Genomic DNA, 26,833 nt, shown 5'->3' with positions numbered 1-26,833 from the left:
TCCCGCACTCCGCTCTCACTGGCAACACTAGGGCAAAGACAAGACACAAGCGCACCGCAGGGGCGCGATGCTCTTTGCGTGTTCCCGCAAAAGCGTTCGCGCCCCTGCGGTGCGCTCCTGCAGGGGGGCGTCCGCCGGGCGTTACGGCTGCCAGCCGTAGCTCAGCTTCACGAACACGCTGCGGGTGTTGCCGAACAGTTCGCGGTGGTCGTCGTCCATGAACGCGCCGTAGGAGGCGCCCGCGTACACCGCGGTGCGCGGGTTGAGCTTGTAGGAATAGACCAGCTGCGCGGCCCAGTCGCGGGCGCTTTCGTTGACCGCGTCCGCATAGAGCGCCTGGTTGCGATCCACCTTGCTGCCCTGCACGGTGATGCGCAGCCGCTGGCGCGGATCGAACTGCCAGCTGCCGCCGGCATTGAGCACGCAGGCGGTGAACGCGGTGCCGCCGTCGCGGCGCATGCGCTGGTGGACCAGGTCCATGTCCAGCGCGACGCCGCGGCCGACGTTGAGATTGCCCGACAGCTCGACCATCGTGCGCCGGCCGGTGCGGTCCGCGGCCAGGTCGAGCATCTGCCCGACCTGCACATAGGCGCCCAGCTGCAGCTTGCCGTTGGGGCGAACGCTGGCGTTGACGTCCACGTAGTGCTCGTCGAACAGCTGGCCTTCCCAGTAGCGCGCCCGGGTCAGGCCGTGCAGGCGCAGGCTGCTCTGCATCGGGCCCTGCGCGTTGACCTGCGCTTCCAGCTCGCGCTCCAGCAGCTGGCCGTCGAAGCGGTGGGTGATGTCGAAATCCACATAGGCATTGATGCGGTTGAACGCCTGGCCGTCGCGGAACCAGCTGTGGCCAGCGCCGACCAGCGACTTGTCGTAGCCCACCTGGCCCATGAAGCCGAGGTCGGCGCGGAAGCCGGGATCGATGTCCATATGCCAGGCGTCGAAGCTCCAGTTGCGGTTGCCGAAGGAATACGCGGCGCGCCAGGCGTTGCCGGACGGGGTGGCGTCGCCGCCCAGCTCGTCGCGGTAGCCGTCGACGATGTCGGCCGGATACTCCGACTGGCTGTGCAGGAACTGCGCGGTGGCGGTGTGGCTGCCCTGCTGCCAGCGCGCGTCGACGCCGGCCACGTTGTTGCTGTAATCGTCGCCCTGGCGGAAGGTGCCTATCGCACCGACGCTGAAGTGGGTGTTGAAGTCATAGCGGTAGCGGCCCACCGCCACGTTGGCTTTCTGGTCCAGCTGCTCGAAGCCGGAACCCAGCACGCCCGGCACCAGCAGCAGGGTGGTGGCGTCGCGTGCCACGATCGCGCCGTAGGCGCCGCTGCCGGTGCGGCCGGTGACGCGCAGGCCGAAATCGGGGTCGGCGATCTGGCGCGTATAGAGCACGTCGAACTGGCTGGTGAAGTAGTCCGCGCCCTCCAGGAAGAACGGCCGCTTCTCCTGGTAGAACAGCGCGAAGCTGTCGTTGAAGGCGAGCTGCAGCTGGTCGGTCTCGACCTGCGAGAAGTCCGGGTTGAGGGTGGCGTTGAGGGTCATCGCCGGCGACGGCGCCCAGCTCACGTCCACGCCGGGCTCGATGCTGGTGTCGCCGCTGCGCCAGCGTTCGCCGGCGTGGTCGCGGTCCTGCGTGGTGCCCACGGTCAGGGTCGGCACGATCTCCAGATTGCGGCCCTGCTGCGCACCGGCCAGGCCGTCGTACTTGCCCCACTGGCACTGGAAGCAATTGGATTCGCGCGGCACCTGGTGGCTGGCCAGCTGGTGGCGCTTGTCGCGCGGCCAGTTGCGGAACAGCGAGATGCCCCAGCGTTGCTGGCCGCCGGCAGCCGGGAAGCGCAGGGTGGAAAACGGGATGCGCACCTCGACTTCGTAGCCGTCGTCGGTCAGCCGGCCGGCGCTGGCCCACAGCCCGTCCCAGCTGGGATCCTCCTGGTTGTTGCTGTTGGTTTCGTCGCGGATCAGGTCGGCCTGCACGCCCAGCGGGTTGACGATCAATTCGTAGCCGCGGCGGTGGTCGTTGAAGGTGTCGAGGAACACGCCCACCCAGTCGTCGTTGAACGCGGCGTCGCGGTCGCGCAGGTGGGCGCGGATGCGCGACGGGTCGGGGTCCTTCGCGTGGAAGGCCAGGTACAGCGCATCGGCGGTATAGCCCATCCGCACCGTGGTCTTCACCGGCGCGGGGGTGTTGTCGCCGGGCTGGATGTCGAAGGCGATCTCCTGCACCAGCGCCTCCCCCCACGCCGCCTCGTCCGGGTTGCCGTCGATGCTGATGTCGCCGCGCAGCAGCGGGATGCGGCCGCCGGGCACGAACGGCGAACGCGACACGGCACCGGCGTCGTCCGCGGCAGGCGGGGTGGCGGCATGGGCGCCGGCGAACGGGGCGCACAGCAGCAGGGCGGTGGCCAGGGCGTGCGGCTTCAGGGCAAACGGCTTCAAGCGGGCTCTCCATCGCGGATCGTCGATGACACTGGGATGCCGCACCAAAGGCCACGGTTGCCATGACTGATGGCAGGGATGGCGATCGGTGGCGGGCGCGCAGTGTGGTCCATCCGCGCCGCAGCGGGGCCAGGCATGCGACGGATGCCTGGCGGCGGCGATAAACTCGGGTTTTTCCGCTACCGGGTCGTGATCATGCGTCAGCTGCTTCTTTCTGTTTCCATCGCCGCCGCGCTGGGCCTGGTCGCCACCGGCTGCCAGCGCAACCAGAACCCCGCGCCCGCCGCTGCCGCGCCGGCCGCACCGGCCGCTGCAGCGGAGAAGATCGTGGACGAGCATTCCTACGCCCAGCCCGACCAGGTCCGCACCACCGATCTGGCGCTGGACCTGGCCATCGACTTCGACAGCAGGACCATCGGCGGCACCGCCACCTACGCGCTGGACTGGGTGGACAAGTCCGCGACCCAGCTGGTGCTGGACACCCGCGACCTGGCCATCGACAAGGCCGAAGGGCAGACTGCCGACGGCAAGTGGGAGCCGCTGAAGTTCGCGCTGTCGGACAAGGACAAGGTGCTGGGCAGCGCGCTGACCATCGAAACCCCGAACCGCCCGGCCAAGGTGCGCGTCACCTACGCCACCTCGCCCGAGGCCTCCGGCCTGCAGTGGCTGGCGCCGTCGATGACCGAGGGCAAGCAGACCCCGTTCATGTTCAGCCAGTCGCAGCAGATCCACGCGCGTTCGTGGGTGCCGCTGCAGGACACCCCGCAGATCCGCTTCACCTATAGCGCCCACGTGAAGTCGCCGGCCGACGTGATGGTGCTGATGAGCGCCGACAACGACCCGAAGGCGGCGCGCGATGGCGATTACAGCTTCAAGATGCCGCAGAAGATCCCGTCCTACCTGCTCGCCATCGCCGCCGGCGACCTGGTGTTCAAGCCGATCGGCGAACGCAGCGGCGTGTGGGCCGAGCCGGCGATGGTGGACAAGGCGGTGGCCGAGTTCGACGACACCGAGAAGATGATCGATGCCGCCGAAGGCCTGTACGGCCCGTACCGCTGGGGCCGCTACGACCTGCTGGTGCTGCCGCCCAGCTTCCCCTACGGCGGCATGGAGAACCCGCGCCTGACCTTCGCCACCCCCACCGTGATCGTCGGCGACAAGTCGCTGGTCTCGCTGATCGCGCATGAGCTGGCGCACAGCTGGTCCGGCAACCTGGTCACCTTCGCCACCGACAAGGACAGCTGGCTCAACGAGGGCACCACCACCTACGTGCAGAGCCGGATCACCGAGGCGCTGTACGGCCGCGACATGGCGGCGATGGAGGAGGTGATCGACCGCGACGAGCTGAAGGGCGAGTTCAAGACCCTCGACCCCAAGCTGCAGCGGCTGTCGCTGAAGCCGGGCACGCTGGCCGACCCGGACGACCAGTCCAGCGCCACCGTCTACACCAAGGGCGCGTGGTTCCTGCAGTTCCTGGAGAAGCGCTTCGGCCGTGCGGTGTTCGATCCGTGGCTGAAGGGCTACTTCGACCACTTCGCCTTCCAGAGCATCACCACCAGCCAGTTCCGCGATTACCTGAAGGCCAACCTGATCGACAAGCACCCGAACGTGGTGACGATGGAGGAAGTCGACCAGTGGCTGTATGAGCCGGGCATCCCCGGCAACGCGCCGCAGGTGGAGTCGGGCAAGTTCAGTACCGTCAATGCCGCGCGCATCGCCTGGCAGGGCAGCGCCAAGCTGCCGGACAAGTCGATCACCGGGGCCTGGGGCACGCAGGAGTGGGTGCATTTCCTCGAAGGCATGCCGGCGTCGCTGAAGCCGGAACAGCTGCAGCAGCTGGACGAGGCCTACCACTTCACCGGCACGCCCAACGGCGAGATCGCGATGCGCTGGTATCCGCTGGCCGAACGCAGCGGCTATGCCGCCGCGCGCGAGGAGATGGGCAAGTTCCTGGAGCGGGTCGGCCGCCGCAAGCTGATCCTGCCGGTCTACAAGGCGCTGGTGGCAACCCCGGACGGGCTGGCGTTCGCCGAACAGGCATTCGCCAAGGCCAAGCCGGCCACCCACCCGATCACCGCCGGCTCGGTGGAGGCGATCATCGCCGAAGCCAAGGCCAAGGCGCCGGCCGCGCCGACTGCACCAGCCGCACCGGCCGAACCGCCGGCGAAGTAAGCGGTCGCGCGCGCCGGCCGCTGTGGCCGGTGCGCGCCCGCGCAGGCGATGGCGAAAGCGCTCGCGCTGTCACTGTTGCTGATCGCCGTGCTGGCCGCGGCGGTCACCCTGTGGCGCGACCCCTACCTGCTGGTGCGCGCGGAATTCGCGCGGCAGCGCGTTGCCGCGGGGTTGTCTGCGGGCACGCTTGAAGCCGCCGGCCACCGCTGGGCGTATGCCTACCGCGAAGCCGACGATCCCGCCGCGCCGACCCTCGTCATGCTGCACGGCTACACCGGCAGCAAGGAGAACTGGTACCCGCTGGCGCGCGCGTTCGGCGGACGCTATCGCCTGTTGATTCCCGACCTGCCGGGCTGGGGCGCCTCGCAGCGCAAGCCGGGCGTCGCCTACGGTTTCCCGGAACAGGCGGAAAACGTGGCGGCGTTCCTGCGGGTGGCATCGCCCGATCGACCGGTGGTGTTGCTGGGGCATTCGATGGGCGGCGGCATCGCCGCCCTGGTGGCCGCGCGGCACCCGCAGGCGGTGGCGCAAGTCGGTTTGCTCAACGCCGCCGGCGTGCGCTTCAAGGACAACCGCTTCGGCGTTGCCGTGCTGGCCGGCCACAACCCGTTCGCGGTGGAGGATGCGGCCAGCCTGCAGCGCTACCTCGATACCGTCTTCCACGACGATGCCGCCAAGCCGTGGATCCCTTGGCCGGCGTCGGCGGCACTGATCGCCCGCCGCCGCGGCGATGCGGCGTTCGAACAGGGCGTGCTGGACCGCATCGGACGCGGCGCCGACAGCCTGCTGCCGGGCGAGGAAGCTTCACGCATCCTCCAGCCGGCGCTGCTGCTGTGGTGCCGGCAGGATGCGGTGATCGATCCCAGCGCGCTGGACCTGTACGCCGCGCGCATTCCGCAGGCGCGCCGGGTGTTGCTGGACGGCTGCGGCCACATGTCGCTGATGGAGCGTCCGCGCGAGGTGGCGGCGGCGGTGTCCGGCTGGATCGATGCGCACAACGGCGGTCCGGGCCATTAAGCTCGCGCCATCGCTTCCGTTCCCGTCGGGGATGTCCGCCATGATGAAGATCGCCACCCTCGCAATCGCCGCCGCCCTGCTGCTCGTTGCCTGCAAGCGCGAGGATCCCCAGGCCGCTGCACAGGCCGCCGCCGCGCAGGCCGCGGCGAAGGAACAGGTCGCCGAGGCGATGGAGAAACAGTTCGAGGATGCGGTGGCGGCGCAGAACTGGCGGTTGGCGAAGGGCTACGGCGACGTCCTGCAGATCGACCACCCCACCAGCCAGGCGGCGGCGCGTGTGAAGCCGCAGCTGGACGAGATCCGCGCCAAGGCGGAAGCCGAGGTGCTGCAGCAGCGGCTGGCGGCGCTGTGGAGCTACGGCGACGAGCCGGTCGGCAAGGACGGCCACCAGCTGTCGGCGTCGATCTATTCGCAGGAGCCGGTGGACACCGATGGCGGCGGCGCGCACCCGGTGCGGCTGATCTTCCGCGACCACCCGGAATGGGGCCGCAGCGCCTACCTGGTGCTGGAGGCCGGCGACTTCGACTGCTACGGCGGCTGCAGGCTGAAGGTCGTCGCCGACGGCAAGACCCACACGCTGCCGGGCTCGCGGCCGAAGACCGACGAAGCCATCGCCATGTTCATCGAAGACCACAAGGCGCTGTGGAAACTGGCGAAATCGGCCGGCCACCTGTCGATCGAATTCCCGACCAAGGCCGTCGGCAGGCGCACTGCCGAGTTCGAGGTCGGCGGCTTGGCGCCGGCGAAGCTGCCGAAGTGGAACTGAGCCGGTGGCCTTCGACATCGCCGTCATTGCGCTGGTCAGCGCGCTGGCGCTGGCCCTGCACGTGGTCCTGTTCCTGCTGGTGCGGCGCTGGATGGACCGCGACCTGGCGCTGTCTTTCGCTGGGGCGGATGCCGACCGGCGCGCGTGGATGCTGGCCCGGCTGCGGCAGGCGAAGGTGCAGGGGGTGCGCCGGCGCGAGCTGCCGGCGTGGCTGGAGCGTGCAGCGGCGGAATACCCCGCCGCCGCGACCGATCAGCCCAGCGCGTAGCCGAACTGCTGGCGGAACTGCTCGGCGAACTCGTCGTAGTCGAAGCGCTGGTTCTGGGTGCCGGGGTGCTCCACCTTGAGCGCGCCCATCAGGTTGCCCATGCGGCCGATGGTCATCCAGTCGTAGCCCTTCTCGATGCCGAAGATCAGCCCGGCGCGGAACGCGTCGCCGCAGCCGGTGGGATCGGTGACGCGGCGCTCGTGTGCCGGCGGGATGCGGTGGGTGGTGCCGCCTTCGTGGATCTCGGCGCCCTGCGGCCCGCGGGTGGTGATGTAGGCCTTGACCTTGCCCGCGATCGTCCTTTCGTCCCAGCCGGTGCGCTCCTGCAGCAGGTTGGACTCGTAGTCGTTGACGGTGACGTAGTCGGCCAGTTCGATGAAGTGGCGCAGCTCCTCGCCGTTGAACAGCGGCATGGCCTGGCCGGGATCGAAGATGAAGGGGATGCCGGCGTCGTGGAATTCCCTGGCGTTCTGCAGCATGCCCTCGTAGCCGTCCGGGCTGACGATGCCGATGGTCACGCCCGGCACGTCCTTCACGTGGTTCTCGTAGCTTCGCATCATCGCGCCCGGATGGAAGGCGGTGATCTGGTTGTTGTCGTGGTCGGTGGTGATGAACGCCTGCGGGGTGAACAGCTCGTCGATCACCTTGACGTGGTCCAGGGTGATGCCCTGCTCGTCGAACCATTCCCGGTACGGGCCGAAGTCGGCGCCGACGGTGGCCATCGGGATCGGGTCGCCGCCCAGCAGCTTGAGGTTGTAGGCGATGTTGCCGGCGCAGCCGCCGAACTCGCGGCGCATCCGCGGCACCAGGAACGACACGTTCAGGATGTGCACCTTGTCCGGCAGGATGTGGTTCTTGAACTGGTCGGGGAACACCATGATGGTGTCGTAGGCCAAGGAACCACAGATCAGGGCAGCCATCGAAGTCTCTGGAAAGCGGACGCAACGCCACCCATGATACCTGCCCCTCCGGCCGCTTGGCAGCGCAGGTGAACCGGCGCGCGCCGGGATTTCCTTGCCGGCGGCGGGGGGCGTTGCTAGGCTAACCGCCCCCGGCGGTCAAGGCCGACCGCGGCGCCCGTCCCCCTTCCGCGTTCCCCCGCGCGGCGATCCCCCTTTCCGGCAGCCCTCCGCATGTTCAAGTTCCTCGGCCGCTACTTCTCCAGCGACCTCTCCATCGACCTCGGCACCGCCAACACGCTGATCTACGTGCGCGGCCAGGGCATCGTTCTCAATGAACCCTCGGTGGTGGCGGTGCGCCAGGACCGCGGCGGCGGCGCCCGCGCGGTGGCGGCGGTCGGCAGCGAGGCCAAGCAGATGCTGGGCCGCACTCCCGGCCACATGAGCACGGTGCGGCCGATGAAGGACGGCGTGATCGCCGACTTCACCTACACCGAGGAAATGCTCAAGCACTTCATCCGCAAGGTGCACAAGAGCCGCTTCCTGCGCCCCAGCCCGCGCGTGCTGGTGTGCGTGCCGGCCGGTTCGACCCAGGTCGAGCGCCGCGCGATCAAGGAATCGGCCGAGGAGGCCGGCGCCCGCGAGGTCTACCTGATCGAGGAACCGATGGCGGCGGCGATCGGCGCCGGCATGCCGGTGACCGAGGCGCGCGGCTCGATGGTGGTCGACATCGGTGGCGGCACCACCGAAGTGGCGGTGATCGCGCTGAACGGCATCGTCTATTCGCAGTCGGTGCGGATCGGCGGCGACCGCTTCGACGAGTCGATCATCAACTACGTGCGCCGCCACCACGGCATGCTGATCGGCGACGCCACCGCCGAGCGGATCAAGGTGGAGATCGGCAGCGCCTATCCCAGCGACGAGGTGCGCGAGACCGAGATCTCCGGCCGCCACCTGGCCGAAGGCGTGCCGAAGATGATCACCATCAATTCCACCGAGGTGCTGGACGCGCTGCGCGAGCCGCTGCAGGGCATCGTCGCCGGCATCCGCCAGGCGCTGGAGCAGACCCCGCCGGAGCTGTCCGCCGACGTCGCCGAACGCGGCATCGTGCTGACCGGCGGCGGCTCGCTGCTGCGCGACCTGGACCGCCTGATCTCCGAGGAAACCGGCCTGCACGTGCAGGTGGCCGACGATCCGCTGACCTGCGTGGCGCGCGGCGGCGGCCGCGCGCTGGAGCTGGTGGACATGCACGGCAACGAGTTCTTCGCGCCGGAATGAGGCGCCTTCGTCCGGAGCCCGGCCTGCAGGCCGGCTCCGACGCCGCGTTTTCGCTACGCTACGCTACGCAAGCGGCGCCGCCGTTTGCGCAGGCTTTCTGCGGGCCGTGCGGAAGCCTTGCCCGATATCCCCTCTCCTGAACAGCACACGCTGACCCACTGACGTGCCGTCCTACGCCGGTCCTTCCGCTTCCCGCCCCGGCGAAATCGCCGGCGTGCTGCGGTTGCTGGCGTTCCTGGTGCTGGCCGGGGCGCTGATGGTGCTGGACTATCGCGGCGGCTGGCTGCATGCGGTGCGGGTGCGGGCCGAAGCGGCGATGCAGCCGCTGTGGTGGCTGGCCGGACTGCCGTCGCGGGCCGGCACCAGCCTGCGCGAGAACGCGGTCACCCGGGCCCAGCTGGCCAGCGACAACGCGCGCCTGCGCGAAGCGCTGCTGCTGACCGCCGCCCGCAACGCGCGCCTGCGCACCGCGGCGGCGGAGAACGCGCGCCTGCGCGGCCTGCTGGACAGCGCCGAGCGCGGCCGGCTGGATGTCCAGCTGGCGGGGGTGCTCGATGTCGACCTGGATCCCACCCGCCAGCGGCTGCTGCTCGACGCCGGCAGCGGCAGCGGCGTGCGGGTCGGGCAGCCGGTGATCGACGCCGGCGGCCTGATGGGCCAGGTCATCGCCACCACCCCCACTACCGCCACCGTGCTGCTGCTGACCGATCCGGACCACGCGGTGCCGGTGATGGTGGCGCGCAGCGGCGTGCGCCTGGTGGTCTACGGCGCCGGCCGCCGCGACGCGCTGCAACTGACCGACATCCCGCTGTCGGCCGACGTGCGCGAAGGCGACGAGCTGCTGACCTCCGGCCTGGGCGACCGCTTCCCGCCGGGCTTCGCGGTGGGCCGCGTGGGCGCGCTGCGCGCCGACGATACCCGCGCCTTCCTCGAGGCGGAGGTGAAGCCTGCCGCCCAGCTCGATCGCGGCCGCGACGTGCTGCTGCTGCGTGGTTACCGTCCCGTGCCCGCCGCCGCCGCAAGCGCCGCGGGGACGGAGGCTGCCGCCGCGGCACCGGCCTCGATCCGGCCGTCGGCGCCCGCTGCGGCGCCTGCGCCAACCCCGTCGGCGCCTGCCGCGGTGGGCCCGGAGCCCGCCCGATGAGCCGCGCGCGCAACGGCTGGGTGCTGCCGGTCAGCCTGCTGGCGGCGCTGCTGCTGGGGCTGGTGCCGCTGCCGGGCGTGCTGCAGGCGCTGCGGCCGTACTGGCTGGCGCTGGTGCTGGCGTACTGGCTGCTGGAAACCCCGGAACGGGTGGGCCTGGGCACGGCGTTCGCGCTGGGCCTGCTGGCCGATCTCGCGTTCGGCGGGCTGTTGGGCGAACAGTCCTTGCGGCTGGTGGTGCTGGCCTTCATCCTCGAGCGCTTCCGCGCGCGGTTGCGGTTCTTCCCGGTCTCGCAGCAGGCGCTGACCATCGGCGTGCTGCTGCTCAACGACCGCGTCATCAGCGCCGGCCTGCACCTGTTGACGGGGGTGCCGCAGCTGCCGTGGCTGTACTGGGCGGCACCGCTGGCCGGGATGCTGCTGTGGCCGCCGCTGCACCTGCTGCTCGACTTCCTGCGGCTGCGCCGGCCCGGCTGAGCGATGATGCGCCGCGCCCGCCAGATCAAGGACCATGCCGCCGAAGCCGCGCTGTTCCGCCGCCGCGCGCTGGCCGGCTTCCTGGTGGCGTTGGCCGGGCTGGGCGGGCTGGCCGGCTGGTATTTCCGGCTGCAGGTGCTGCGCCACGACGAGTTCGCGACCCGTTCCGAGGCCAACCGGCTGCGGCTGGTGCCGGTAGCGCCCGCGCGCGGCCTGATTTACGACCGCAAGGGCCGGATCCTGGCCGACAACGTCGCGGCGTGGCGGCTGGAGGCGGTGCCGGAGCGGGCCGGCGACGGTGCGAAGCTGCTGGCCAGCCTGGACGGCGTGATCGCCCTCGACGACGAACAGAAGGCGCAGTTCCTGCGCGAGTACAAGGCGGCGCGGCCGTTCAAGCCGGTCACGCTCAAGCTGCGCGTGCCGGACGAGGAAGTGGCGAAGTTCGCGGTGGACCGCTGGCGCTTCCCCGGGGTGGAGCTGGTGCCCTACCTCGGTCGCGTCTATCCCTATGGCGACCTGTTCGCGCACGTGGTCGGCTACGTCGGCCGCATCGACGACAAGGACCTGGCCGCGCTGGGTGACGCCGGCGGCGCCTACACCCACGCCGGCAAGACCGGGCTGGAGCGCTACTACGAGGCGCAGCTGCGCGGCCGCCCCGGTTACCGGCGGCTGGAAACCAACGTCGCCGGTCGCACCGTGCGCGCGCTGGACACCGTGCCAGCGGTGCCCGGCACCGACCTCAAGCTGTCGATCGACGTCGAGCTGCAGCAGGCGATGGTGGATGCGTTCGGCGAACTGGAAGGTACCGCGGTGGCGCTGGACCCGCGCACCGGCGAGATCCTGGCGATGGTCAGCCTGCCGTCCTACGACACCAACCTGTTCGTCAACGGCATCAGCCACGCCGACTACCGGGCGCTGAACGACAACCCCTCGCGGCCGCAGTTCAACCGCCTGGTCCTGGGCGGCGTGGCGCCCGGCTCGACGATCAAGCCGCTGACCACGCTGGCCGGGCTGGACAGCGGGCTGCGCAGGCCCGAGGACAAGGTCCTGTCCACCGGCGTGTTCCGCCTGCCGGGAATGAGCGGCCGCGGCTGGCTGGATGGCGTCCATGGCTGGACCGATGCCCGCAAGGCGATCTACGAATCGGTCAACACCTACTACTACAGGCTCGCGATGGACCTGGGCGAGAAACGCTATGGCGAATACATGGCGAAGTACGGCTTCGGCCAGCCCACCGGCATCGACCTGTCCGGCGAAATCGCCGGCATCGTGCCGTCGCCGGCATCGAAACGGCAGTACGCGAAGGACCGCTGGTATCCCGGCGATATGGTCAACGCCTCCATCGGCCAGGGCTTGTGGAAGGTTACGCCGCTGCAGCTCGCGCGCGGCACGGCGGCAATTGCCGACGACGGCCGGTTGCGCCGGCCGCACCTGGCGGCGCAACAGCGCGCGCGCTTCGATGCGGCCTGGCACGCGATCCCGCAGCCGGCACCGTCGCGGATCAGCGAGGATGCCGGGCATCTGCGCGTGGTGCAGGAAGGCATGGCGCTGACCACCACCCACGGCACCGCGGCCAGCGTGTTCCGCGGCGCGCCGTATCGTTCCGCCGGCAAGACCGGCACCGCGCAGGTCGTCAATCGCGGCGCGCGCGCGGTCGATCCGCGGTCGTTGCCGCTGTGGAAACGCCATCGCGCGCTCTACATCGGCTACGCGCCGGTCGAAAGCCCGAGCATCGTGGTCGCGGTGGCGGTCGAGGGCGGCGGCTTCGGCGCGTCCAGTGCCGCGCCGATCGCGCGCAAGGTGTTCGACGCCTGGCTGCTGGGCAGGCAGCCGTTGCCCGCCGCCGCGACCGTCGGCGTCGCCGCCCGGTCCGCCCTGCCGGATTTCTCTGATGTGCGCGGCAGCCCGGACGCGGTGCCGGTCGCGCCTGCGTCGGGGGGGGAGGCGCGATGAAGGGCCTGTTGCGGATCCTGCTGGACCTGCTGCTGCGCTTCGTGCGCACGCTCGACCTGCCGCTGCTGGCGGCGCTGCTGGCGCTGATGGGGATCGGCCTGGTCACCCAGTTCAGCGCCGGCAACGAATCCCTGCGCGGGGTGGCGATGCAGGGCGCCTTCTACTGCGTCGGCCTGGGCGCGCTGTGGGTCGCCTCGCGGCTGCCGGCGCACCTGCTCAAGCAGGCGACCCCGGCGATCTTCGTGCTGTCGCTGGTGCCGCTGGTGCTGGTGCTGTTCATCGGCAGCGGCAAGTACGGCAACCACTGGATCAACCTCGGTTTCTTCAACTTCCAGCCATCGGAGCTGGCCAAGCTGACCCTGCCGATGATGCTGGCCTGGCATTTCGACCGCCACCGCCTGCCGCCGCGCTTCGGGGTCCTGCTGGCCGGCGTGGCGATCATCGCGATGCCGGTGGGGCTGACCCTGCTCCAGCACGACCTGGGCACCGCGGCGCTGGTGCTGGCTGCCGGCGTGTTCGTGCTGTTCCTGGCTGGCACCTCGTGGTGGTGGTGGGGCGCCGCCGCGGTGATCGGCGGCACCGGCTTCGCACTGGCGATGTTCGCGCCGATCGAATGGTTCGGCTTCCTGCGCCCCTACCAGCAGGACCGCATCCTGACCTTCCGCAACCCCGAGAACGACCCGATGGGCGCGGGCTGGAACATCCTGCAGTCGCAGATCGCGATCGGCGGCGGCGGCGTTACCGGCAAGGGCTGGGGCCAGGGCACCCAGTCGCACCTCAACTACCTGCCCGAACACACCACCGATTTCGCGTTCTCGGTGCTGGCCGAGGACTTCGGCTGGATCGGGGTGGCATTGACGCTGTCGCTGTATCTGTTCGTGGTGGCGCGCTGCCTGTGGATCGCCGCCGACTCGCGCGACGGCTACGCGCGCCTGCTGGCCGGCGCCATCGGCCTGTCACTGTTCGTCTACGTGCTGGTCAACGGCGCGATGATTTCCGGGCTGCTGCCGGTGGTGGGCGTGCCGATGCCGCTGCTGAGCTACGGCGGCACATCGGCGGCCACCCTGCTGCTGGGCTTCGGCGTGGTGATGGCGCTGAAATCGCGGCGACCGGTGCACCGCTGAGGCGCATTGCGGCGGCGTCTGCCGCCGCTGCGGCAGCGCGGTGCCCCGGCTGAAAATCTGAATGCGGCGTTCCGATTTCGCCGGAGGCGCATGCTACCCTCCGCGCCGATGATCCGACGCATCCTGCCCAGCCTCGCCGCGCTTGCGCTTGCCGCCTGCGCGACATCGCCCCGGACGCCGACGCTGGCACCGGAACCCCTGCCGCCCCCCGCCGCGCAGCCGCCGGCCGAAGCGCCGCGCGACATCGACGCCGCCCGCGCCGAGTTCGTGCGCACGACCGCGCAGCGGTTCGACATCCCTGCTGCCGACATCGAAGCGGTGCTGGCCGGCGCGCAGATCCGCGATGCCATCGTCAAGGCGATGTCGCGCCCGGCCGAAGCCAAGCCTTGGCGCGACTACCGGCCGATCTTCATCCAGCCTGCGCGCATCGACGGCGGCCGCGCCTTCCTCGAGGCCAACCGCGCCGCCCTGCAACGCGCCGAGGACCAATACGGCGTGCCGAAGGAAATCGTGACCGCGATCCTCGGTGTGGAAACCAGCTACGGCCGCAACAAGGGGAGCTGGCCGGTGGTGGATGCGCTGTACACCCTGGCGTTCGCCTATCCGCGCAGCGGCGACCCGGCGCGGGTGGCCTACGAGGACCGGCGCGAGGCCTTCTTCCGCGACGAGCTGGCGCAGCTGTTCGCGCTGGGCAAGGAAGAGGGGCTGGACATCACCACCCTCAAGGGCAGCTATGCCGGGGCGATGGGCTGGGGCCAGTTCATGCCGTCCAGCTATCGCCAGTACGCGGTGGATGGCGACGGCGACGGCCGCCGCGACCTGTTCGACGACCTCGATGACGTGATCGCCTCGGTGGCCAACTACTTCGCCCGGAAGGGCAAGTGGCAGCGCGGCGGCCCGGTCATGGAGCGCGCGGTGCGCGATGCCGCGGCGGCGGAGTTCGTCAACCCCGGCAACACGGTCACGCTGGACCAGCGGGTGGATGGGCTGGCCGCGCTGGGCTACCGCGCCGCCGACCCGGTGGCCGTGCTGCACATGGACGGCGGCCAGCCGGCGACGCTGATCACGCTGGAGGGCGTGGCCGGTCCCGAATACTGGATCGTCTACGACAACTTCAAGGCCATCACCACCTACAACATCTCGCGGCTGTACGCGACCGCGGTGTACCAGCTCGCCCAGGCCATCGCCGGGCGCGAGGTGGACGGCGCATGATGACGCCGCTGCGCCTGCTGGTGGCGCTGCTGCCGCTGGCGCTGGCGGCCTGCGCCACCACCGGTGGCGGCGCCCCGGCGGATGCGGTGGCAGGCAGGCCGGTCGACGCCACGCCCGCGGACGGCATCGCGCCCACCCCGCGCCGGGTGTCGCCCTACGCGCCGGCGCAGGAGGATCCGAGCAAGCGCGGCGACTACGTGGCCGGTGGCCTGTTCCGCCCGGGCGTCGCCGACTCCGTGCCCGACGAGATTCCCGACGTCGACCTGATTCCGGAACCGGAAGTGCGCGACGAGCCGCGCGCGCGCACCGGCAACCGCGACTATGCGGTGCTGGGCACCAAATACCGGGTGCTGGACGACCACGAAGGCTACGCCGAGGAAGGCGGCGCGTCCTACTACGGCAAGAAGTTCCACGGCCGCCGCACCTCCAGCGGCGAGGTGTACGACATGTACGCCTTCAGCGCCGCCCACAAGAGCCTGCCGCTGCCCAGCTTCGCCCGCGTCACCAACCTCGACAACGGCAAGTCGGTGGTGGTGCGGGTCAACGACCGCGGCCCGTTCCACAAGGGCCGGATCATCGACCTCAGCTACGCCGCCGCGGTCAAGCTGGGCTACCGCGAGCGCGGCACCGCGCGGGTGCGGGTGGAGGCGCTGTCGGCGGATACCGCGGCGACCGCGGCTGCCGCACCCGCCGCCGCGGCGTCGGCGATGGACCGGCTGGTGCAGGCGCTGCCCGAGCAGAAGCCGGTGGCCGACAACGGCAATCGCTTCGACATGCACCAGGACGGCCGCACCATGAGCGCCGACGAGTTCGATGCGTGGATGCGCGCCCGCCAGATCCGCGTGGCCACGGGCAAACCGAGGCCGGTCGCGGCAGGCGCCGCGCAGGTGGCGGACGCCGTCGTGCCGGCCGCAGCCGCCACCGCGCCAGCGGTGCCGGCGGCACCCGCCCCGGCCGCCGCGCCGATTGCCGGTGGCGTCACCCTGCAGGTGGCCAGCTTCAGCAACCAGCGCAACGCCGAGCAGGCGCTGTCGCTGCTGCGCGGCGCGGCGATCGCGCAGGCCCAGCTGCAGGACGCCGACATCAACGGCAGGAAGGTCTGGCGGCTGCGGATCGGCCCGGTCAGCGAAGCGGCGACGCCGGAACTTGCGGCGCGCATCGTCGGTCTGGGCTTCGGACAGCCGCAGCGCATCCGCAACTGACGCCTGCCGCAGCGCAGGCGTGCCAGCTTGGTGCGGCGGGCATCCCACCGGTTGTCGCTAGAATGACCGCCTGCATGTTTTTTGCGTCGCGCCTGCGCGACCTTCAGGAGTATTGATCGATGCGTTTCCTGTTTTCCGTGGTCCTCGTTTCCGCCGCACTGGCCGCCGGTTCCGGCCTGGCCATCGCCCAGGCGCCGGCGCCCGCGCGCCCGGCCGCGCTGAGCGACAACCTGCCGGTGCCGGATGCGCCGGCGCCCAAGGTCAGCAAGGCCTGGCTGGTGATGGACTACGCCACCGGCCAGGTGCTGGCCGGCGAGAACGTGGACACCCCGGTGGAGCCGGCCAGCATCACCAAGGTGATGACCAGCTACGTGATCGCCGCCGAGATGGCCGCCGGCAAGATCAAGCCGACCGACCCGGTGATGATGAGCGAGCACGCCTGGCGCAGCGGCGGCGCCGGCACCGACGGCAGCTACAGCGGTTTCGAGGTCAACAAGACCGCGCCGCTGGAGCAGATGGAAAAGGGGATGGTGGTGCAGTCCGGCAACGACGCCGCGATCGCCCTGGCCGAGCACGTCGCCGGCAGCGAGCAGGCGTTCGCCCAGCTGATGAACGCCTACGCCAGGAAGATCGGCATGAAGGCCTCGCACTTCGTCAACCCGCACGGGCTGACCGCCGAGGGCCACATCACCACCGCGCACGACCTGGCCCTGCTCGGGCGCGCGCTGATCCGCGACTTCCCCGAGGCCTACTCGTACAACAAGATCAAGGAATTCACGGTCGGCCCGATCACCCAGCCCAACCGCAACCTGCTGCTGTGGCGCGACCCTTCGGTGGACGGCATCAAGACCGGCCACACCTCCAGCGCCGGCTACTGCCTGATGGCCTCGGCCCAGCGCGGCGACCAGCGCCTGATCACGGTGGTGATGGGCGACACCAGCGAGAACCAGCGCGCGGTGGATTCGCAGGCGCTGCTCAACTGGGGCTTCCGCTTCCACGAAACCCACCGCCTGTACGAGGCCGGCAAGGCGCTGGCTTCGCCGAAGGTGTGGAAGGGCGCGGAAAACGTGGTCCAGGTGGGCGTGGCGCAGCCGCTGCTGGTGACCACCGCGCGCGGCAAGTACGACCGCCTGAAGGCCACGATGGACCTGCCGAAGTCGCTGGTCGCGCCGATCGCCAAGGGCCAGAAGATCGGCACCGTGAAGGTGACGCTGGACGGCAAGCTGGTGGCGCAGGCGCCGCTGGTGGCGGTGAGCGCCGTGGAAGAGGGCGGCTTCTTCAAGCGCCTGTGGCACGAGCTGCTGATGTGGTGGCAGGGCTGAGCCAGCCCCGTCCTGCCCGCGCGCGGCGGCTCCGCGCAGGGTTGGGGAAGCCCGGCGGCGTCCCCATAATGCGCCCATGAACACGATCCATTCCGACAATCCCGAGCACGGCTTCCAGTTCCCCGGCACCTTCGAGCTGTCGGCGATGGGCCCGGCCGACAAGCATCTGGAAAGCGACCTGCCGCAGCACCTGCTGGCCGCCGGCATCGACGTCCTGCACGAGGACGTGACCTGGCGGCATTCCAGCAACGGCAGGTACGTGTCGGTGAGGATCGCGTTCCGCGCCCGCTCGCGCGAGGAATACGACCGCGCCCACGCCGCCCTGCGCGACCATCCGGAAGTGAAGTGGACGCTGTGAGTCCCGCCGCCCCGTTCCCCGCCTGCGCGGGGAAGGGGCCGAAGCTGGATGCGCGTCCCGCCATCGCCCGCGACCTCGGTCGCCGGCCCTACGAGCCGGTCTGGCGCGCCATGCAGGCGTTCACGGACGCGCGCACCGAAGGCAGCGCCGACGAGCTGTGGCTGGTCGAGCACGAGCCGATATTCACCCTCGGCCAGGCCGGCAAGCCGGAGCACGTGCTGATGCCGGGCGACATCCCGGTCATCCACGTCGACCGCGGCGGCCAGGTGACCTACCACGGGCCCGGCCAACTCGTGGCCTATCCGCTGCTTGACCTGAAGCGGCTGAAGATCGGCGTGCGCGATTACGTGTGCCGGATCGAGCAGGCCATCATCGACACCCTCGACGAATGGAACATCGGCGCCGCCCGCAAGGACGGCGCGCCCGGCGTGTACGTGGGCGGCGCCAAGATCGCCTCGCTGGGCATCCGCGTGCGCCGCGGCTGCACCTTCCACGGGCTGGCCTTCAACATCGCCGGCGAGAGCACGCCGCCGTTCGCGCGGATCAATCCCTGCGGCTACGCCGGCCTGCAGGTGGTGGCGCTGTCCGACCTCGGCGGGCCGTCGTCGCTGGACGCGGTCAAGCCCGTCCTGCTGGCACAGCTGGGCCGCCAGTTCGGCCTGGCATGGCGGCACGAGGCCGCGCCGCCGGCCTGAGCCTGACCGCCGGCGCGATGTGCGCGATAATCGCGCCATGAGCACTCCCCCCCGCAGCATCCCGCTCGCCGTCGTCGACGGTGCGGCCTCCCTCGAGCCTGGCGTGCGCCAGGTGGCCGACCAGAAGATCGCCCGCTCGCCGGTGCAGTTCGCCGACGCGCCGACCCTGCGCAAGCCCAGCTGGATCCGCGTGCGCATCCCCAGCGGCAACGCGGTGCAGGCGCTCAAGGCCAAGCTGCGCGAGAACCGGCTGGTCACGGTCTGCGAGGAAGCCAGCTGCCCCAACATCCACGAGTGCTTCAGCCACGGCACCGCCACCTTCATGATCCTCGGCGAGGTCTGCACCCGCCGCTGCAGCTTCTGCGACGTGGCCCACGGCCGGCCCAAGCCGCCGGACCCGGTGGAGCCGCTGCGGCTGGCGCAGACGGTCAAGGACATGGGCCTGCGCTATGTGGTGGTGACCAGCGTGGACCGCGACGACCTGCGAGATGGCGGTGCCGGCCACTTCGTGGATTGCATCGCCGCGATCCGAGAGATCGCGCCGGGCACGAAGATCGAGATCCTGACCCCGGACTTCCGCGGCAAGGGCCGGATGGAGCGCGCGCTGGAGATCCTTGCGCTCAATCCGCCGGACGTGTTCAACCATAACGTCGAGACCGTGCCCGACCTGTACCGCAACGTGCGCCCGGGCGCCGACTACCAGTGGTCGCTGACCCTGTTGCAGAAGTTCAAGCAGCAGCATCCGTCGGTGCCGACCAAGAGCGGCATCATGCTGGGCCTGGGCGAGACCATGGAGCAGGTGCAGGCCACCCTGCGCGACCTGCGCGCCCACGACGTCGAGATGGTCACCATCGGCCAGTACCTGCAGCCCAGCGCCCACCACCATCCGGTGCTGCGTTACTGGACGCCGGAGGAGTACCAGCAGCTGGCCGATTATGGCCATGCGCTGGGCTTCGCCCACGTCGCTTCCGGGCCGATGGTGCGCTCCAGTTACCACGCGGATCGCCAGGCCGCCGCCCGCCTGGGCGCCGGCGAGGGCCGCACGTCGGATTGAGCGCGGGCGTGGAGGCGGCGTTCACCCAGGGCGCAGCCGGGCGGGTACAGTGGGATGGAACGCAGTGGTGCAACTTCCAGCACTGTTGCGGGGTCGAAACCTTCGCCATCCTGCCCATGACCTCCCACAGCGGCCCCCACGCCGCGGAATCCAGATGATCCGCAATCGCCCCCTGATCGCCCTGTCCATTGCCGTGGCGCTGGCCACCCCGCTGGCCCTGCTGGCCGGCAGCAGCGACATCGCGCTGTCGTCCGGCCCTACCCAGGACCAGGCCACCACCGCGCGCATGGTGCACGGGCTGCTGTCCGACAGCCGCTACGCTTACCGCCCGAGGACGCTGGACGACGCGCTCTCGCGCGAGATCCTCACCGAATACCTGAAGACGCTGGATCCCGGCAAGGTGTTCCTGACCGCGCAGGACGTGGCCGGCTTCCAGCGCTACGCCACCACCCTGGACGATGCGATCAAGAGCGGCCAGGTGGACCCGGCGTGGACGATCTTCGCTGCCTACCGGCAGCGCGTGGGGGAACGCATCGGCTATGCGCGCGGGCTGCTCAAGGGCGAGTTCGACTTCACCAAGGACGAGCGCTACCACTACGACCGCGAGGACGCGCCGTGGGCCGAGCCGGCGGCGCTGGACGCGCTGTGGCGGCAATCGGTGAAGAACGACTGGCTGCGCCTGAAGCTGGCCGGCAAGCAGCCGGACGAGATCCGCAAGACGCTGGACAAGCGCTACTCCAACCTGCTGACCAGCGTGAACGAACTCAAGGGCGAGGAGGTGTTCCAGAGCTTCCTCAACGCCTATGCCGGCAGCATCGATCCGCACACCGACTACATGACCCCGCGCAGCGCGGAGAACTTCAACCTGTCGATGTCCAATTCGCTGGAAGGCATCGGCGCGGTGCTGTTCCGCCAGGACGACGTGGTGGTGGTGCGCGAGGTGGTGCCGGGCGGGCCGGCGGCCCGCAGCGGCCGGCTCAAGCCGGGCGACCGCATCGTCGGCGTTGGCCAGGGCAGCGCGGGCGAGATGAAGGACGTGATCGGCTGGCGCATCGACGACGTGGTGGCGTTGATCCGCGGCGCGGCCGACACGCAGGTGCGGCTGGACACGGTGCCGGCGGAAGCGCCGCTGGACAGCAAGCCGCTGACGCTGCAGCTGACCCGCGCCAAGGTGCGGCTGGAGGACGCGCGCGCCAAGGCCGAGACCATCGTGGTGCCGGCCAGCAGCGATGCGCCTGCGCGGCGGATCGGGGTGATCAAGCTGCCCGGTTTCTACCAGGACTTCGAGGCGCGTCGCCGCAACGAGGCCAACTACGCCTCGGCCACCCGCGACGTGGCGCGGATGCTGGGTGAGTTCCGTGCCAGCAAGGTCGACGGCGTGGTGCTGGATTTGCGCGGCAACGGCGGCGGCTCGCTGAGCGAGGCGGTGGAGCTGACCGGGCTGTTCATCGACAAGGGCCCGGTGGTGCAGGTGCGCGAATCCGGCGGTCGGGTCAACGTGCAGTACGACCAGGACGCGGGCGTGGCCTGGGACGGTCCGCTGGCGGTGCTGATCAACCGCGGTTCGGCCTCGGCCTCGGAGATCGTGGCCGGCGCCATCAAGGACTACGGCCGCGGCCTGGTGATCGGCGAGACCACCTTCGGCAAGGGCACCGTGCAGACGATGGTGGACCTGGACCGCTGGCCGGCCAACGAGAAGCCGCGCTTCGGCGAGGTCAAGCTGACCGTGGCGCAGTTCTTCCGTCCGGACGGCAGCAGCACCCAGAACAAGGGCGTGGCGCCGGACGTGGCGTTCCCGGCCAGCGTGGACGCCGCCGAGTTCGGCGAGAGCACCTATCCCAACGCGCTGCCGTGGACCCGGATCGCCGCCGCGCCGCATCCCCGCTACGGCAATTTCGCGCCGCTGCTGGGCCAGCTGCAGGCGCGCCACCAGGCCCGCGCGGGCAAGGACGTGGAGTTCCAGTGGTGGGCCGAGGACGTGCGCCGGTTCCGCGAGGAGCAGGCGAAGAAGTCGATCTCGCTCAACGAGGCCGAACGCCGCGCCGAGCGCGACAGGTTCGACGCCCAGCGCAAGCAGCGCGCCGAGATCCGCGCCAATCTCGGCATCGAGCGGGACCCGCTGCTGGACGCGCGCGCCGACGACGGCCTGGCCGCCGACGAGCGCAACGTGGCCGAATCGGTGGCGCGCGAGGAGGCGGCCAAGAAGGCTACTGATCCGCTGCTGCGCGAGTCCGCCGCTATCCTGGCGGATGCCGTGGCGCTGCTCGGCAAGGACGCGGCGCTGGCGGCGCAGGTGCTGCCGGTCACCCGCAACGGCGCGGGGCACTGGGCCGACTGACCCGGCCCACGCCGCTCTTCCTGTCGTTTCTGGCGGGCACCTTCGGGTGCCCGCCGCAGTCTGGACGATCTAGCCGATGCCTGCTTCCCCCGTTCCCGAGGCGCCCGCCGCCCGCGTCGCGTTGGCGCTGGCGGCGGTGTATGTCATCTGGGGTTCCACCTACCTCGCCATCCGCTTCGCGCTGGAGGGCGGGTTCCCGCCGTTCCTGCTCGGCGGCATCCGCTTCCTGATCGCCGGCGGGTTCATGTTCGCCTTCCTGCGCTGGCGCGGCGTGCCTGCACCCACCCGCGCGCAGTGGCGCAATCTGGCGGTGATGGGTGTACTGCTGCTGCTGATGGGCAACGGGCTGGTGAACTTCGGCGAGCAGAGCGTCTCGTCGGGGATGACCGCGGTGATCGTGTCCTCGTCGGCGCTGTGGATGGGCGTGTTCTCGGCGCTGCGCGGGCACCGGCCCAACGCGATGGAATGGACGGGGCTGTGCATCGGCTTCCTCGGCGTGCTGTGGCTGAGCGCGGGCGGCAGCCTGGCCGCCACCCCGGCCGGGCTGGCCGCGCTGCTGCTGGCCTCGGTCGCGTGGTCGTACGGCTCGATCTGGAGCAAGGGCCGCGACCTGCCGTCGCCGTTCATGACGTCGGCCGGGCAGATGCTCTGCGGCGGCGTGGCGATGTGCGTGGTCGGCGGGGCATTGGGCGAGCGCTTCCACGGCCTGCCCACCACGCATGCGATCGGTGCGTTCTGGTACCTGGTGGTGATGGGCTCGCTGGTCGGCTTCTCGGCCTATATCTGGCTGTTGCACCACGTGCGGCCGGCGCTGGCGACCAGCTATGCCTACGTCAATCCGGCGATCGCGGTGGTGCTGGGTGCGCTGCTGGCGCACGAGCGCTTCGGCGCGCGCGAGACGGTGGCGATGGGGGTGATCCTGCTGGGCGTGGTGACCATTACCTTCGCGCGCACGGCCAAGCCGCGGCGGGCGGCCGGGGAGGCGGCGTGAGCGCGGCCGGCCGGGCCGATGCCGCGCGCGGCACCTGGGTGGCGGTGGGCACCTTCGTCCTGTGGGGCCTGGCGCCGCTGTACTGGCACCTGCTGAAGGCGGTGCCGTCGCTGCAGATCGTGCTGCATCGTGTGGTGTGGAGCGCGCTGATGGTGGGGGCGTTCCTGTTCTGGCGCGATGGCCGCCACTGGTTCCGCGCGGTGCTGGCCGGGCATCCGCGGCTGTGGTGGATGCTGCTGCTCAGCGGCGTGCTGATTTCCTGCAACTGGGGCCTGTACATCTGGGCGGTGAATGCCGGCCACGTGGTCGAGACCGCGCTGGGCTATTTCATCAACCCGCTGCTCAACGTGGTGATCGGGGTGCTGTTCCTGCGCGAACGGCTGCGCCCGCTGCAGTGGGCGTCGGTGGCGATCGCCTTCGCCGGGGTGCTGTGGCTGACCGTGCAATACGGCAGCTTCCCGTGGATCGCGCTGACCCTGGCGCTGTCGTTCGGCGTCTACGGCGTGCTGCGCAAGCTGGCGCACGTGGATTCGGTGGCCGGGCTGGGGGTGGAAAGCGCCTACCTGTTCCTGCCGGTGCTGGGCTGGCTGCTGTGGAGCGAATCCAGCGGCACCGGCGGCTTCCTCGCGCTGGGCGACGGGCCCGGCTACGGCGCCACGGCCAACCTGCTGCTGGTGCTGTCGGGGCTGGTGACCGCGCTGCCGCTGGTCGGCTTCGCCTACGCGGTGCGCAGGATCTCGCTGACCAGCGTCGGCATCCTGCAGTACATCGCGCCGACGCTGCAGTTCCTGATCGGCGTGTTCGTGTTCGCCGAACCGTTCGACCGGTCCCGCCTGGTCGGCTTCGCCTGCATCTGGCTGGCGCTGGCGGTGTTCGTCATCGACGGCCTGCGCAACAGCCGGCGCATGCGCGAACAGGCGCTGGCCGAGCTGGCCTGAGCGCCTGAAATGCAACCGGCCCCTTGCGGGGCCGGTTGGGCATGGACGATACCGTCGATCAGAACGAATAGCTGGCAGTGAAGGTCACCGTGCGCGGATCGTTGTAGTCCGGCTTGCCCCACAGCTTGTTGATCTGGGTGTGGGACGAGGTGGACTGGGTGTTGTAGATCACCGCGGTGCGGGTGTCGAACAGGTTCATCACGTCCACCGACAGCTTCAGGCCCTTCGCCCACAGCGGCGCGTAGTTGGCGCTGACGTTGAAGGTGTACAGCCACGGCGTGCGCCCTTCCGAGCCGCGCGAAGTTTCCTTGAACTCCGGCGTGCCCGGCAGCCCGCAGTACCAGTAGTACGCGCTGTCGTAGGACGGCAGCGGGGTCGGATAGTGCGCGTAGCAGTTGATCGGCCGGCCGCTGGCCAGGCTCATGCTGCCGCCGAAGCTCCACTCCTCGTTGAAGCGGTAGGTGCCGTAGGCCTTGAACTGGTGCCGGCGATCATTGTTGAGCAGGCCGTAGGCGCGCTCCATCAGCAGGGTCTTGTCGTAGTCCTGGGTGGTGCTGGTGGAGTCGTTGAGGCCGCTGTCGCCGCCGGACGCACGGTCGGAGTTGACCGGACCTTCGGTGTTGCCGGCGCTGCGCGAATAGGTGTACAGGAACTTCGCGCTCCAGTTGTCGCTCATCGGGTGGTCGAGGTAGAAGTCCAGCGCGAAGTAGGTCCGGCGGGCCTTCGGCATGCCGAGCTGTTCCGCGGTGTAGGTGACCTTCTGATACGAGCCATCGGACTGTTCTTCCCAGAACGTGTTGCTCTCGCCGGCGTTCACGATGTAGCAGTTGCCGTTGAAGATGTCCGGGCAGCTGTCGTCCACCACCTTCTGGAGCTTGCGGTAGGTGCCCTTGACGCCCCAGTTCCAGGTGGGGGTCAGGACCTGGTCCAGGCCCAGGATCAGCTCGTCCTGGAACATCGGCTTGAGGTCGGCAGCCACGCGGGCGCGCGGATCCTTGGCCACCCCGCAGTCGAAGTTCGAGGAGTACAGGTTGGTGCCGGGGCAGATCGCCGCGGTCGGGGCGGTGGACACCGGGATCTTGGTCAGCCCGGTGGGCGCGCCGGTCTGCGGGTCGATGCCGGTGTAGGTGTAGTACTGGTTGCCGCGGATGCGGCTGGACAGCACGCTGCCCATCGCGATGCGCGCCGGCAGCGCCATGTGGTAGCGGCCGAGGTTGCCGTACAGCTTCAGGCTGTTGTCACCGTTCACGTTCCAGGTGAAGCCCAGGCGCGGGGCAGGCTGCCACTTCTGCTCCATGTAGGCCACGCCGGCGCTGGTGTAGTTGGTGAACTGTTCGTTGCGCAGGCCCAGGCTGAGCAGCAGGTTGTCGGTGATCTGCCAGCGGTCCTCGATGAACTGCGAGCGCTGTTCCGTCGATGGGGTCTCGAGGTTGTTGCGGACCACGTAATAGGCGTAATAGCCCTGCGGGCCGTAGCCGCCTGCGCTGCCGGGCGCACCGACGCTGCCGTTGATCGGGGAGTTGGGCTTGTTGGTCTTGGTGAACACCCAGTAGCCGTAGGCGGCGTTGCCCGGACCCACTGCGTCGCCGTTCGGCAGGCCGGTGTAGCGGGTGCCGGTGCGCGATTCGGCGTCGAGGTTGTCCACGCCGAAGTGCAGCTCGTGGTTGCCCAGCGTCCAGGCCACGTCCAGGCGCCAGCCTTCGGTCTTGTCGAAGGCGCCCGGGATGCTGACCTCGCGCACCGGCTGGCAGGTCTCGACGTAGGTCAGGCCCGGCACCTGGTTGGCGGCACTCGGCTTGGTGAAGTTGACGCAGTTTTCGGGCCCCAGGCCCATCGTGGTCGTGTTGTGCTCGACCTTCTGGGTGCCCAACAGCGCCGACACGGTCAGGTTGTCGGTCAGGTAGTTGGTGTACTTGGCGACGTACAGGCGCGAATCATCGTCGGTGAACTCGCCGACTGCGGCGCGCTCGTTGCCGTGGGTGAGGGTGGCGTTGTCCCAGCTCGACTTGTAGGTCTCGTACTGCACCCGGTCCTGGATCGCGGTGAGCTCCAGCACCTGGCTGTCGGTGATGTTCCAGTCCAGCTTGCCGGCCCAGCGTGGATAGGTGTAACGGTAGTCGCTCCAGCCGGTGGGCGAACCGGTCACGCCGAAGTACTGGGTGCTGTTGGCTTCGCCGTCGGTGCGCTGGCGCTCCACGTTGGCGAACAGGAACAGGCGGTCCTTGACCAGCGGGCCGCTGGCCCAGATGCCGGCCGAGGTCGAGGTGGTGCCGTTGTCACGGCGGTAGATATAGAGCTGGCCATCCGACCAGTCCTTCGGCGCCACGCCCGGCACGCTGGAATTCCAGTAGCCGGTGTCCGGGTAGTACTCGTCCTTCTGCCTGCCCTTCAGGCTCATCGGCGTCCAGCGCACGTAGGCACCGCCGTGCCATTCGTTGCTGCCGCGCTTGGTGACGATGTTGATGACGCCGCCGGTGGAGCGTCCGAACTCGGCGCCGTAGCCGCCGGTCAGTACCTGCTCCTGGTCGATCGCGCGGAAGGGCAGGCTCTTGTAGCCGAGGTTGGTCAGCGGGTTGGTGACCGGGAAGCCGTTGATGAAGTAGGCGTTCTCGGCGCCGGAGGAGCCGCCGAAGCTGACCAGGCTGGAGCCTGTGGAGGCCACCACGCCGGGTGCGAGCAAGGCAACGCTGGCGATGTCCTGCAGGTTGCCGCCGAGCGGCAGCATCTCGAGGTCCGCCGCGGTGAACACCGAACGCACGTCGGTCTGGCTCATGTCCAGCGCCGCCAGGTTGCCGCGCACGGTCACCGCGTCGAGGGTGGTGGCATCCGCACCGGCCGCCGGCGTCGCCACGAAGTCGATCTGCGAGCCGCTGGCGATCTGCACCAGCACCTCACGCTTGGCGACGGTGGCGCCATCGGCCTGCAGCTCGATCTGGTACTGGCCGGTGGGCAATGACAGCGCGCGGTACTTGCCGTCGGCGCCGACGGTCACGCTGCGGGTGAGGCCGGTGTCGAGATTGCGCACGACCACGGTCTGGCCAGGCTGCGCGCTGCCGTAGATGCTGCCGGTGATGTTGGACTGGGCCGTGGCGGCGCCGCTGCAGGCAAGCAGCAGCGCCAGCGCCAGCGGGCGCAGGGAAAGCGGGCGATTGTGCACGTGCGATCTCCGTGGATGCCGTTCGTCAAGAAAAGTGTCCGG

The 26,833-nt window shown here is 70.0% G+C and carries 19 protein-coding genes and 2 pseudogenes; 18 read left to right on the top strand and 3 right to left on the bottom strand.

What is annotated here, in order from left to right; translation table 11 throughout:
• Positions 1-141: 141 nt before the first annotated feature.
• Positions 142-2,427, bottom strand: a complete 2,286-nt coding sequence (locus tag SPK54_RS10015) for a DUF5916 domain-containing protein (protein WP_330947757.1) — start codon at positions 2,425-2,427, stop codon at positions 142-144.
• 195 nt (positions 2,428-2,622) lie between these two features.
• Between SPK54_RS10015 and SPK54_RS10010 the strand changes: the two genes are divergently transcribed.
• Genes SPK54_RS10010 through SPK54_RS09995 form a run of 4 tightly spaced genes read left to right on the top strand, consistent with a single transcriptional unit; the run spans position 2,623 to position 6,650 of the window.
• On the top strand, positions 2,623-4,599 hold the full coding sequence (locus SPK54_RS10010) for a M1 family metallopeptidase (protein WP_330947756.1): 1,977 nt from the start codon (positions 2,623-2,625) through the stop codon (positions 4,597-4,599).
• A 48-nt stretch (positions 4,600-4,647) separates the two neighbouring features.
• On the top strand, positions 4,648-5,616 hold the full coding sequence (locus SPK54_RS10005; protein ID WP_330947755.1) for an alpha/beta hydrolase: 969 nt from the start codon (positions 4,648-4,650) through the stop codon (positions 5,614-5,616).
• A gap of 40 nt (positions 5,617-5,656) precedes the next feature.
• Positions 5,657-6,382, top strand: coding sequence for a hypothetical protein (locus SPK54_RS10000; protein WP_330947754.1), 726 nt, complete (start codon positions 5,657-5,659; stop codon positions 6,380-6,382).
• A 4-nt stretch (positions 6,383-6,386) separates the two neighbouring features.
• Positions 6,387-6,650: a hypothetical protein gene (locus tag SPK54_RS09995; protein ID WP_330947753.1), complete on the top strand. Its 264-nt coding sequence runs from the start codon at positions 6,387-6,389 to the stop codon at positions 6,648-6,650.
• On the opposite strand, the gene SPK54_RS09990 is transcribed toward SPK54_RS09995, so the two are convergent.
• On the bottom strand, positions 6,635-7,570 hold the full coding sequence (locus SPK54_RS09990; RefSeq protein WP_330947752.1) for a carbohydrate kinase family protein: 936 nt from the start codon (positions 7,568-7,570) through the stop codon (positions 6,635-6,637). The two genes, SPK54_RS09995 and SPK54_RS09990, sit on opposite strands and share 16 nt — an antisense overlap.
• 213 nt (positions 7,571-7,783) lie before the next feature.
• Here SPK54_RS09990 and SPK54_RS09985 point away from each other — a divergent pair, with 213 nt between their 5' ends.
• The 14 genes and pseudogenes from SPK54_RS09985 (at position 7,784) to rarD (ending at position 23,634) form a co-directional block, all read left to right on the top strand.
• On the top strand, positions 7,784-8,827 hold the full coding sequence (locus tag SPK54_RS09985; protein ID WP_330947751.1) for a rod shape-determining protein: 1,044 nt from the start codon (positions 7,784-7,786) through the stop codon (positions 8,825-8,827).
• 163 nt (positions 8,828-8,990) lie between these two features.
• Positions 8,991-9,830, top strand: a pseudogene (mreC, locus tag SPK54_RS09980) (rod shape-determining protein MreC); the annotation flags it as partial.
• Between the two features lie 137 nt (positions 9,831-9,967).
• Positions 9,968-10,447 (top strand): rod shape-determining protein MreD, encoded by a 480-nt coding sequence (gene mreD / locus SPK54_RS09975; RefSeq protein ID WP_330947750.1) that lies wholly within the window; start codon positions 9,968-9,970, stop codon positions 10,445-10,447.
• Positions 10,448-10,453: 6 nt separating this feature from the next.
• Positions 10,454-12,280, top strand: a pseudogene (gene mrdA, locus SPK54_RS09970) (penicillin-binding protein 2); the annotation flags it as partial.
• Positions 12,281-12,396: 116 nt separating this feature from the next.
• Entirely contained in the window at positions 12,397-13,524 is a 1,128-nt protein-coding gene (gene rodA, locus SPK54_RS09965) for a rod shape-determining protein RodA (RefSeq protein ID WP_330947749.1), read from the top strand.
• A gap of 108 nt (positions 13,525-13,632) precedes the next feature.
• The gene (mltB, locus tag SPK54_RS09960; RefSeq protein ID WP_330947748.1) at positions 13,633-14,736 is read left to right on the top strand and encodes a lytic murein transglycosylase B; all 1,104 of its coding nucleotides are present in this window, start codon (positions 13,633-13,635) and stop codon (positions 14,734-14,736) included.
• Positions 14,733-15,938: a septal ring lytic transglycosylase RlpA family protein gene (locus tag SPK54_RS09955; protein ID WP_330947747.1), complete on the top strand. Its 1,206-nt coding sequence runs from the start codon at positions 14,733-14,735 to the stop codon at positions 15,936-15,938. The genes mltB and SPK54_RS09955 overlap by 4 nt, the downstream gene beginning before the upstream one ends.
• A 119-nt stretch (positions 15,939-16,057) precedes the next feature.
• Positions 16,058-17,260 carry a D-alanyl-D-alanine carboxypeptidase family protein gene (locus tag SPK54_RS09950; protein WP_330947746.1) on the top strand — a complete coding sequence of 401 codons (1,203 nt, stop codon included), beginning with the start codon at positions 16,058-16,060 and terminating at the stop codon, positions 17,258-17,260.
• Positions 17,261-17,336: 76 nt separating this feature from the next.
• Positions 17,337-17,618, top strand: coding sequence for a DUF493 family protein (locus SPK54_RS09945; protein WP_330947745.1), 282 nt, complete (start codon positions 17,337-17,339; stop codon positions 17,616-17,618).
• 44 nt (positions 17,619-17,662) lie between these two features.
• Positions 17,663-18,313, top strand: a complete 651-nt coding sequence (gene lipB, locus SPK54_RS09940) for a lipoyl(octanoyl) transferase LipB (protein ID WP_330947759.1) — start codon at positions 17,663-17,665, stop codon at positions 18,311-18,313.
• A 37-nt stretch (positions 18,314-18,350) separates the two neighbouring features.
• Positions 18,351-19,367, top strand: a complete 1,017-nt coding sequence (gene lipA / locus SPK54_RS09935; RefSeq protein ID WP_330947744.1) for a lipoyl synthase — start codon at positions 18,351-18,353, stop codon at positions 19,365-19,367.
• Between the two features lie 154 nt (positions 19,368-19,521).
• Entirely contained in the window at positions 19,522-21,705 is a 2,184-nt protein-coding gene (locus SPK54_RS09930; protein ID WP_330947743.1) for a carboxy terminal-processing peptidase, read from the top strand.
• Positions 21,706-21,781: 76 nt separating this feature from the next.
• Positions 21,782-22,696: a drug/metabolite exporter YedA gene (yedA, locus tag SPK54_RS09925; RefSeq protein WP_330947742.1), complete on the top strand. Its 915-nt coding sequence runs from the start codon at positions 21,782-21,784 to the stop codon at positions 22,694-22,696.
• Entirely contained in the window at positions 22,693-23,634 is a 942-nt protein-coding gene (gene rarD / locus SPK54_RS09920) for an EamA family transporter RarD (protein WP_330947741.1), read from the top strand. Before yedA ends, rarD begins: the two co-directional genes overlap by 4 nt.
• A 58-nt stretch (positions 23,635-23,692) precedes the next feature.
• Here rarD and SPK54_RS09915 read toward each other — a convergent pair whose 3' ends face one another.
• Positions 23,693-26,791, bottom strand: a complete 3,099-nt coding sequence (locus SPK54_RS09915; protein ID WP_330947740.1) for a TonB-dependent receptor — start codon at positions 26,789-26,791, stop codon at positions 23,693-23,695.
• Positions 26,792-26,833 lie beyond the last annotated feature (42 nt).

Source organism: Thermomonas sp. LB-4 (assembly GCF_036409385.1).
Lineage (GTDB): Bacteria > Pseudomonadota > Gammaproteobacteria > Xanthomonadales > Xanthomonadaceae > Thermomonas.
Note: the sequence above shows the minus strand (reverse complement) of the source record. Positions and strands in the feature narration are given on the sequence as shown.

Coding starts and splice junctions, on each gene's coding strand:
- SPK54_RS10010 (WP_330947756.1), top strand. CDS start 2,623: ATGCGTCAGCTGCTTCTTTCTGTTTCCATCGCCGCCGCGCTGGGCCTG.
- SPK54_RS10005 (WP_330947755.1), top strand. CDS start 4,648: ATGGCGAAAGCGCTCGCGCTGTCACTGTTGCTGATCGCCGTGCTGGCC.
- SPK54_RS10000 (WP_330947754.1), top strand. CDS start 5,657: ATGATGAAGATCGCCACCCTCGCAATCGCCGCCGCCCTGCTGCTCGTT.
- SPK54_RS09990 (WP_330947752.1), bottom strand. CDS start 7,570: ATGGCTGCCCTGATCTGTGGTTCCTTGGCCTACGACACCATCATGGTG.
- SPK54_RS09985 (WP_330947751.1), top strand. CDS start 7,784: ATGTTCAAGTTCCTCGGCCGCTACTTCTCCAGCGACCTCTCCATCGAC.
- mreD (WP_330947750.1), top strand. CDS start 9,968: ATGAGCCGCGCGCGCAACGGCTGGGTGCTGCCGGTCAGCCTGCTGGCG.
- rodA (WP_330947749.1), top strand. CDS start 12,397: ATGAAGGGCCTGTTGCGGATCCTGCTGGACCTGCTGCTGCGCTTCGTG.
- mltB (WP_330947748.1), top strand. CDS start 13,633: ATGATCCGACGCATCCTGCCCAGCCTCGCCGCGCTTGCGCTTGCCGCC.
- SPK54_RS09955 (WP_330947747.1), top strand. CDS start 14,733: ATGATGACGCCGCTGCGCCTGCTGGTGGCGCTGCTGCCGCTGGCGCTG.
- SPK54_RS09950 (WP_330947746.1), top strand. CDS start 16,058: ATGCGTTTCCTGTTTTCCGTGGTCCTCGTTTCCGCCGCACTGGCCGCC.
- SPK54_RS09945 (WP_330947745.1), top strand. CDS start 17,337: ATGAACACGATCCATTCCGACAATCCCGAGCACGGCTTCCAGTTCCCC.
- lipA (WP_330947744.1), top strand. CDS start 18,351: ATGAGCACTCCCCCCCGCAGCATCCCGCTCGCCGTCGTCGACGGTGCG.
- SPK54_RS09930 (WP_330947743.1), top strand. CDS start 19,522: ATGATCCGCAATCGCCCCCTGATCGCCCTGTCCATTGCCGTGGCGCTG.
- yedA (WP_330947742.1), top strand. CDS start 21,782: ATGCCTGCTTCCCCCGTTCCCGAGGCGCCCGCCGCCCGCGTCGCGTTG.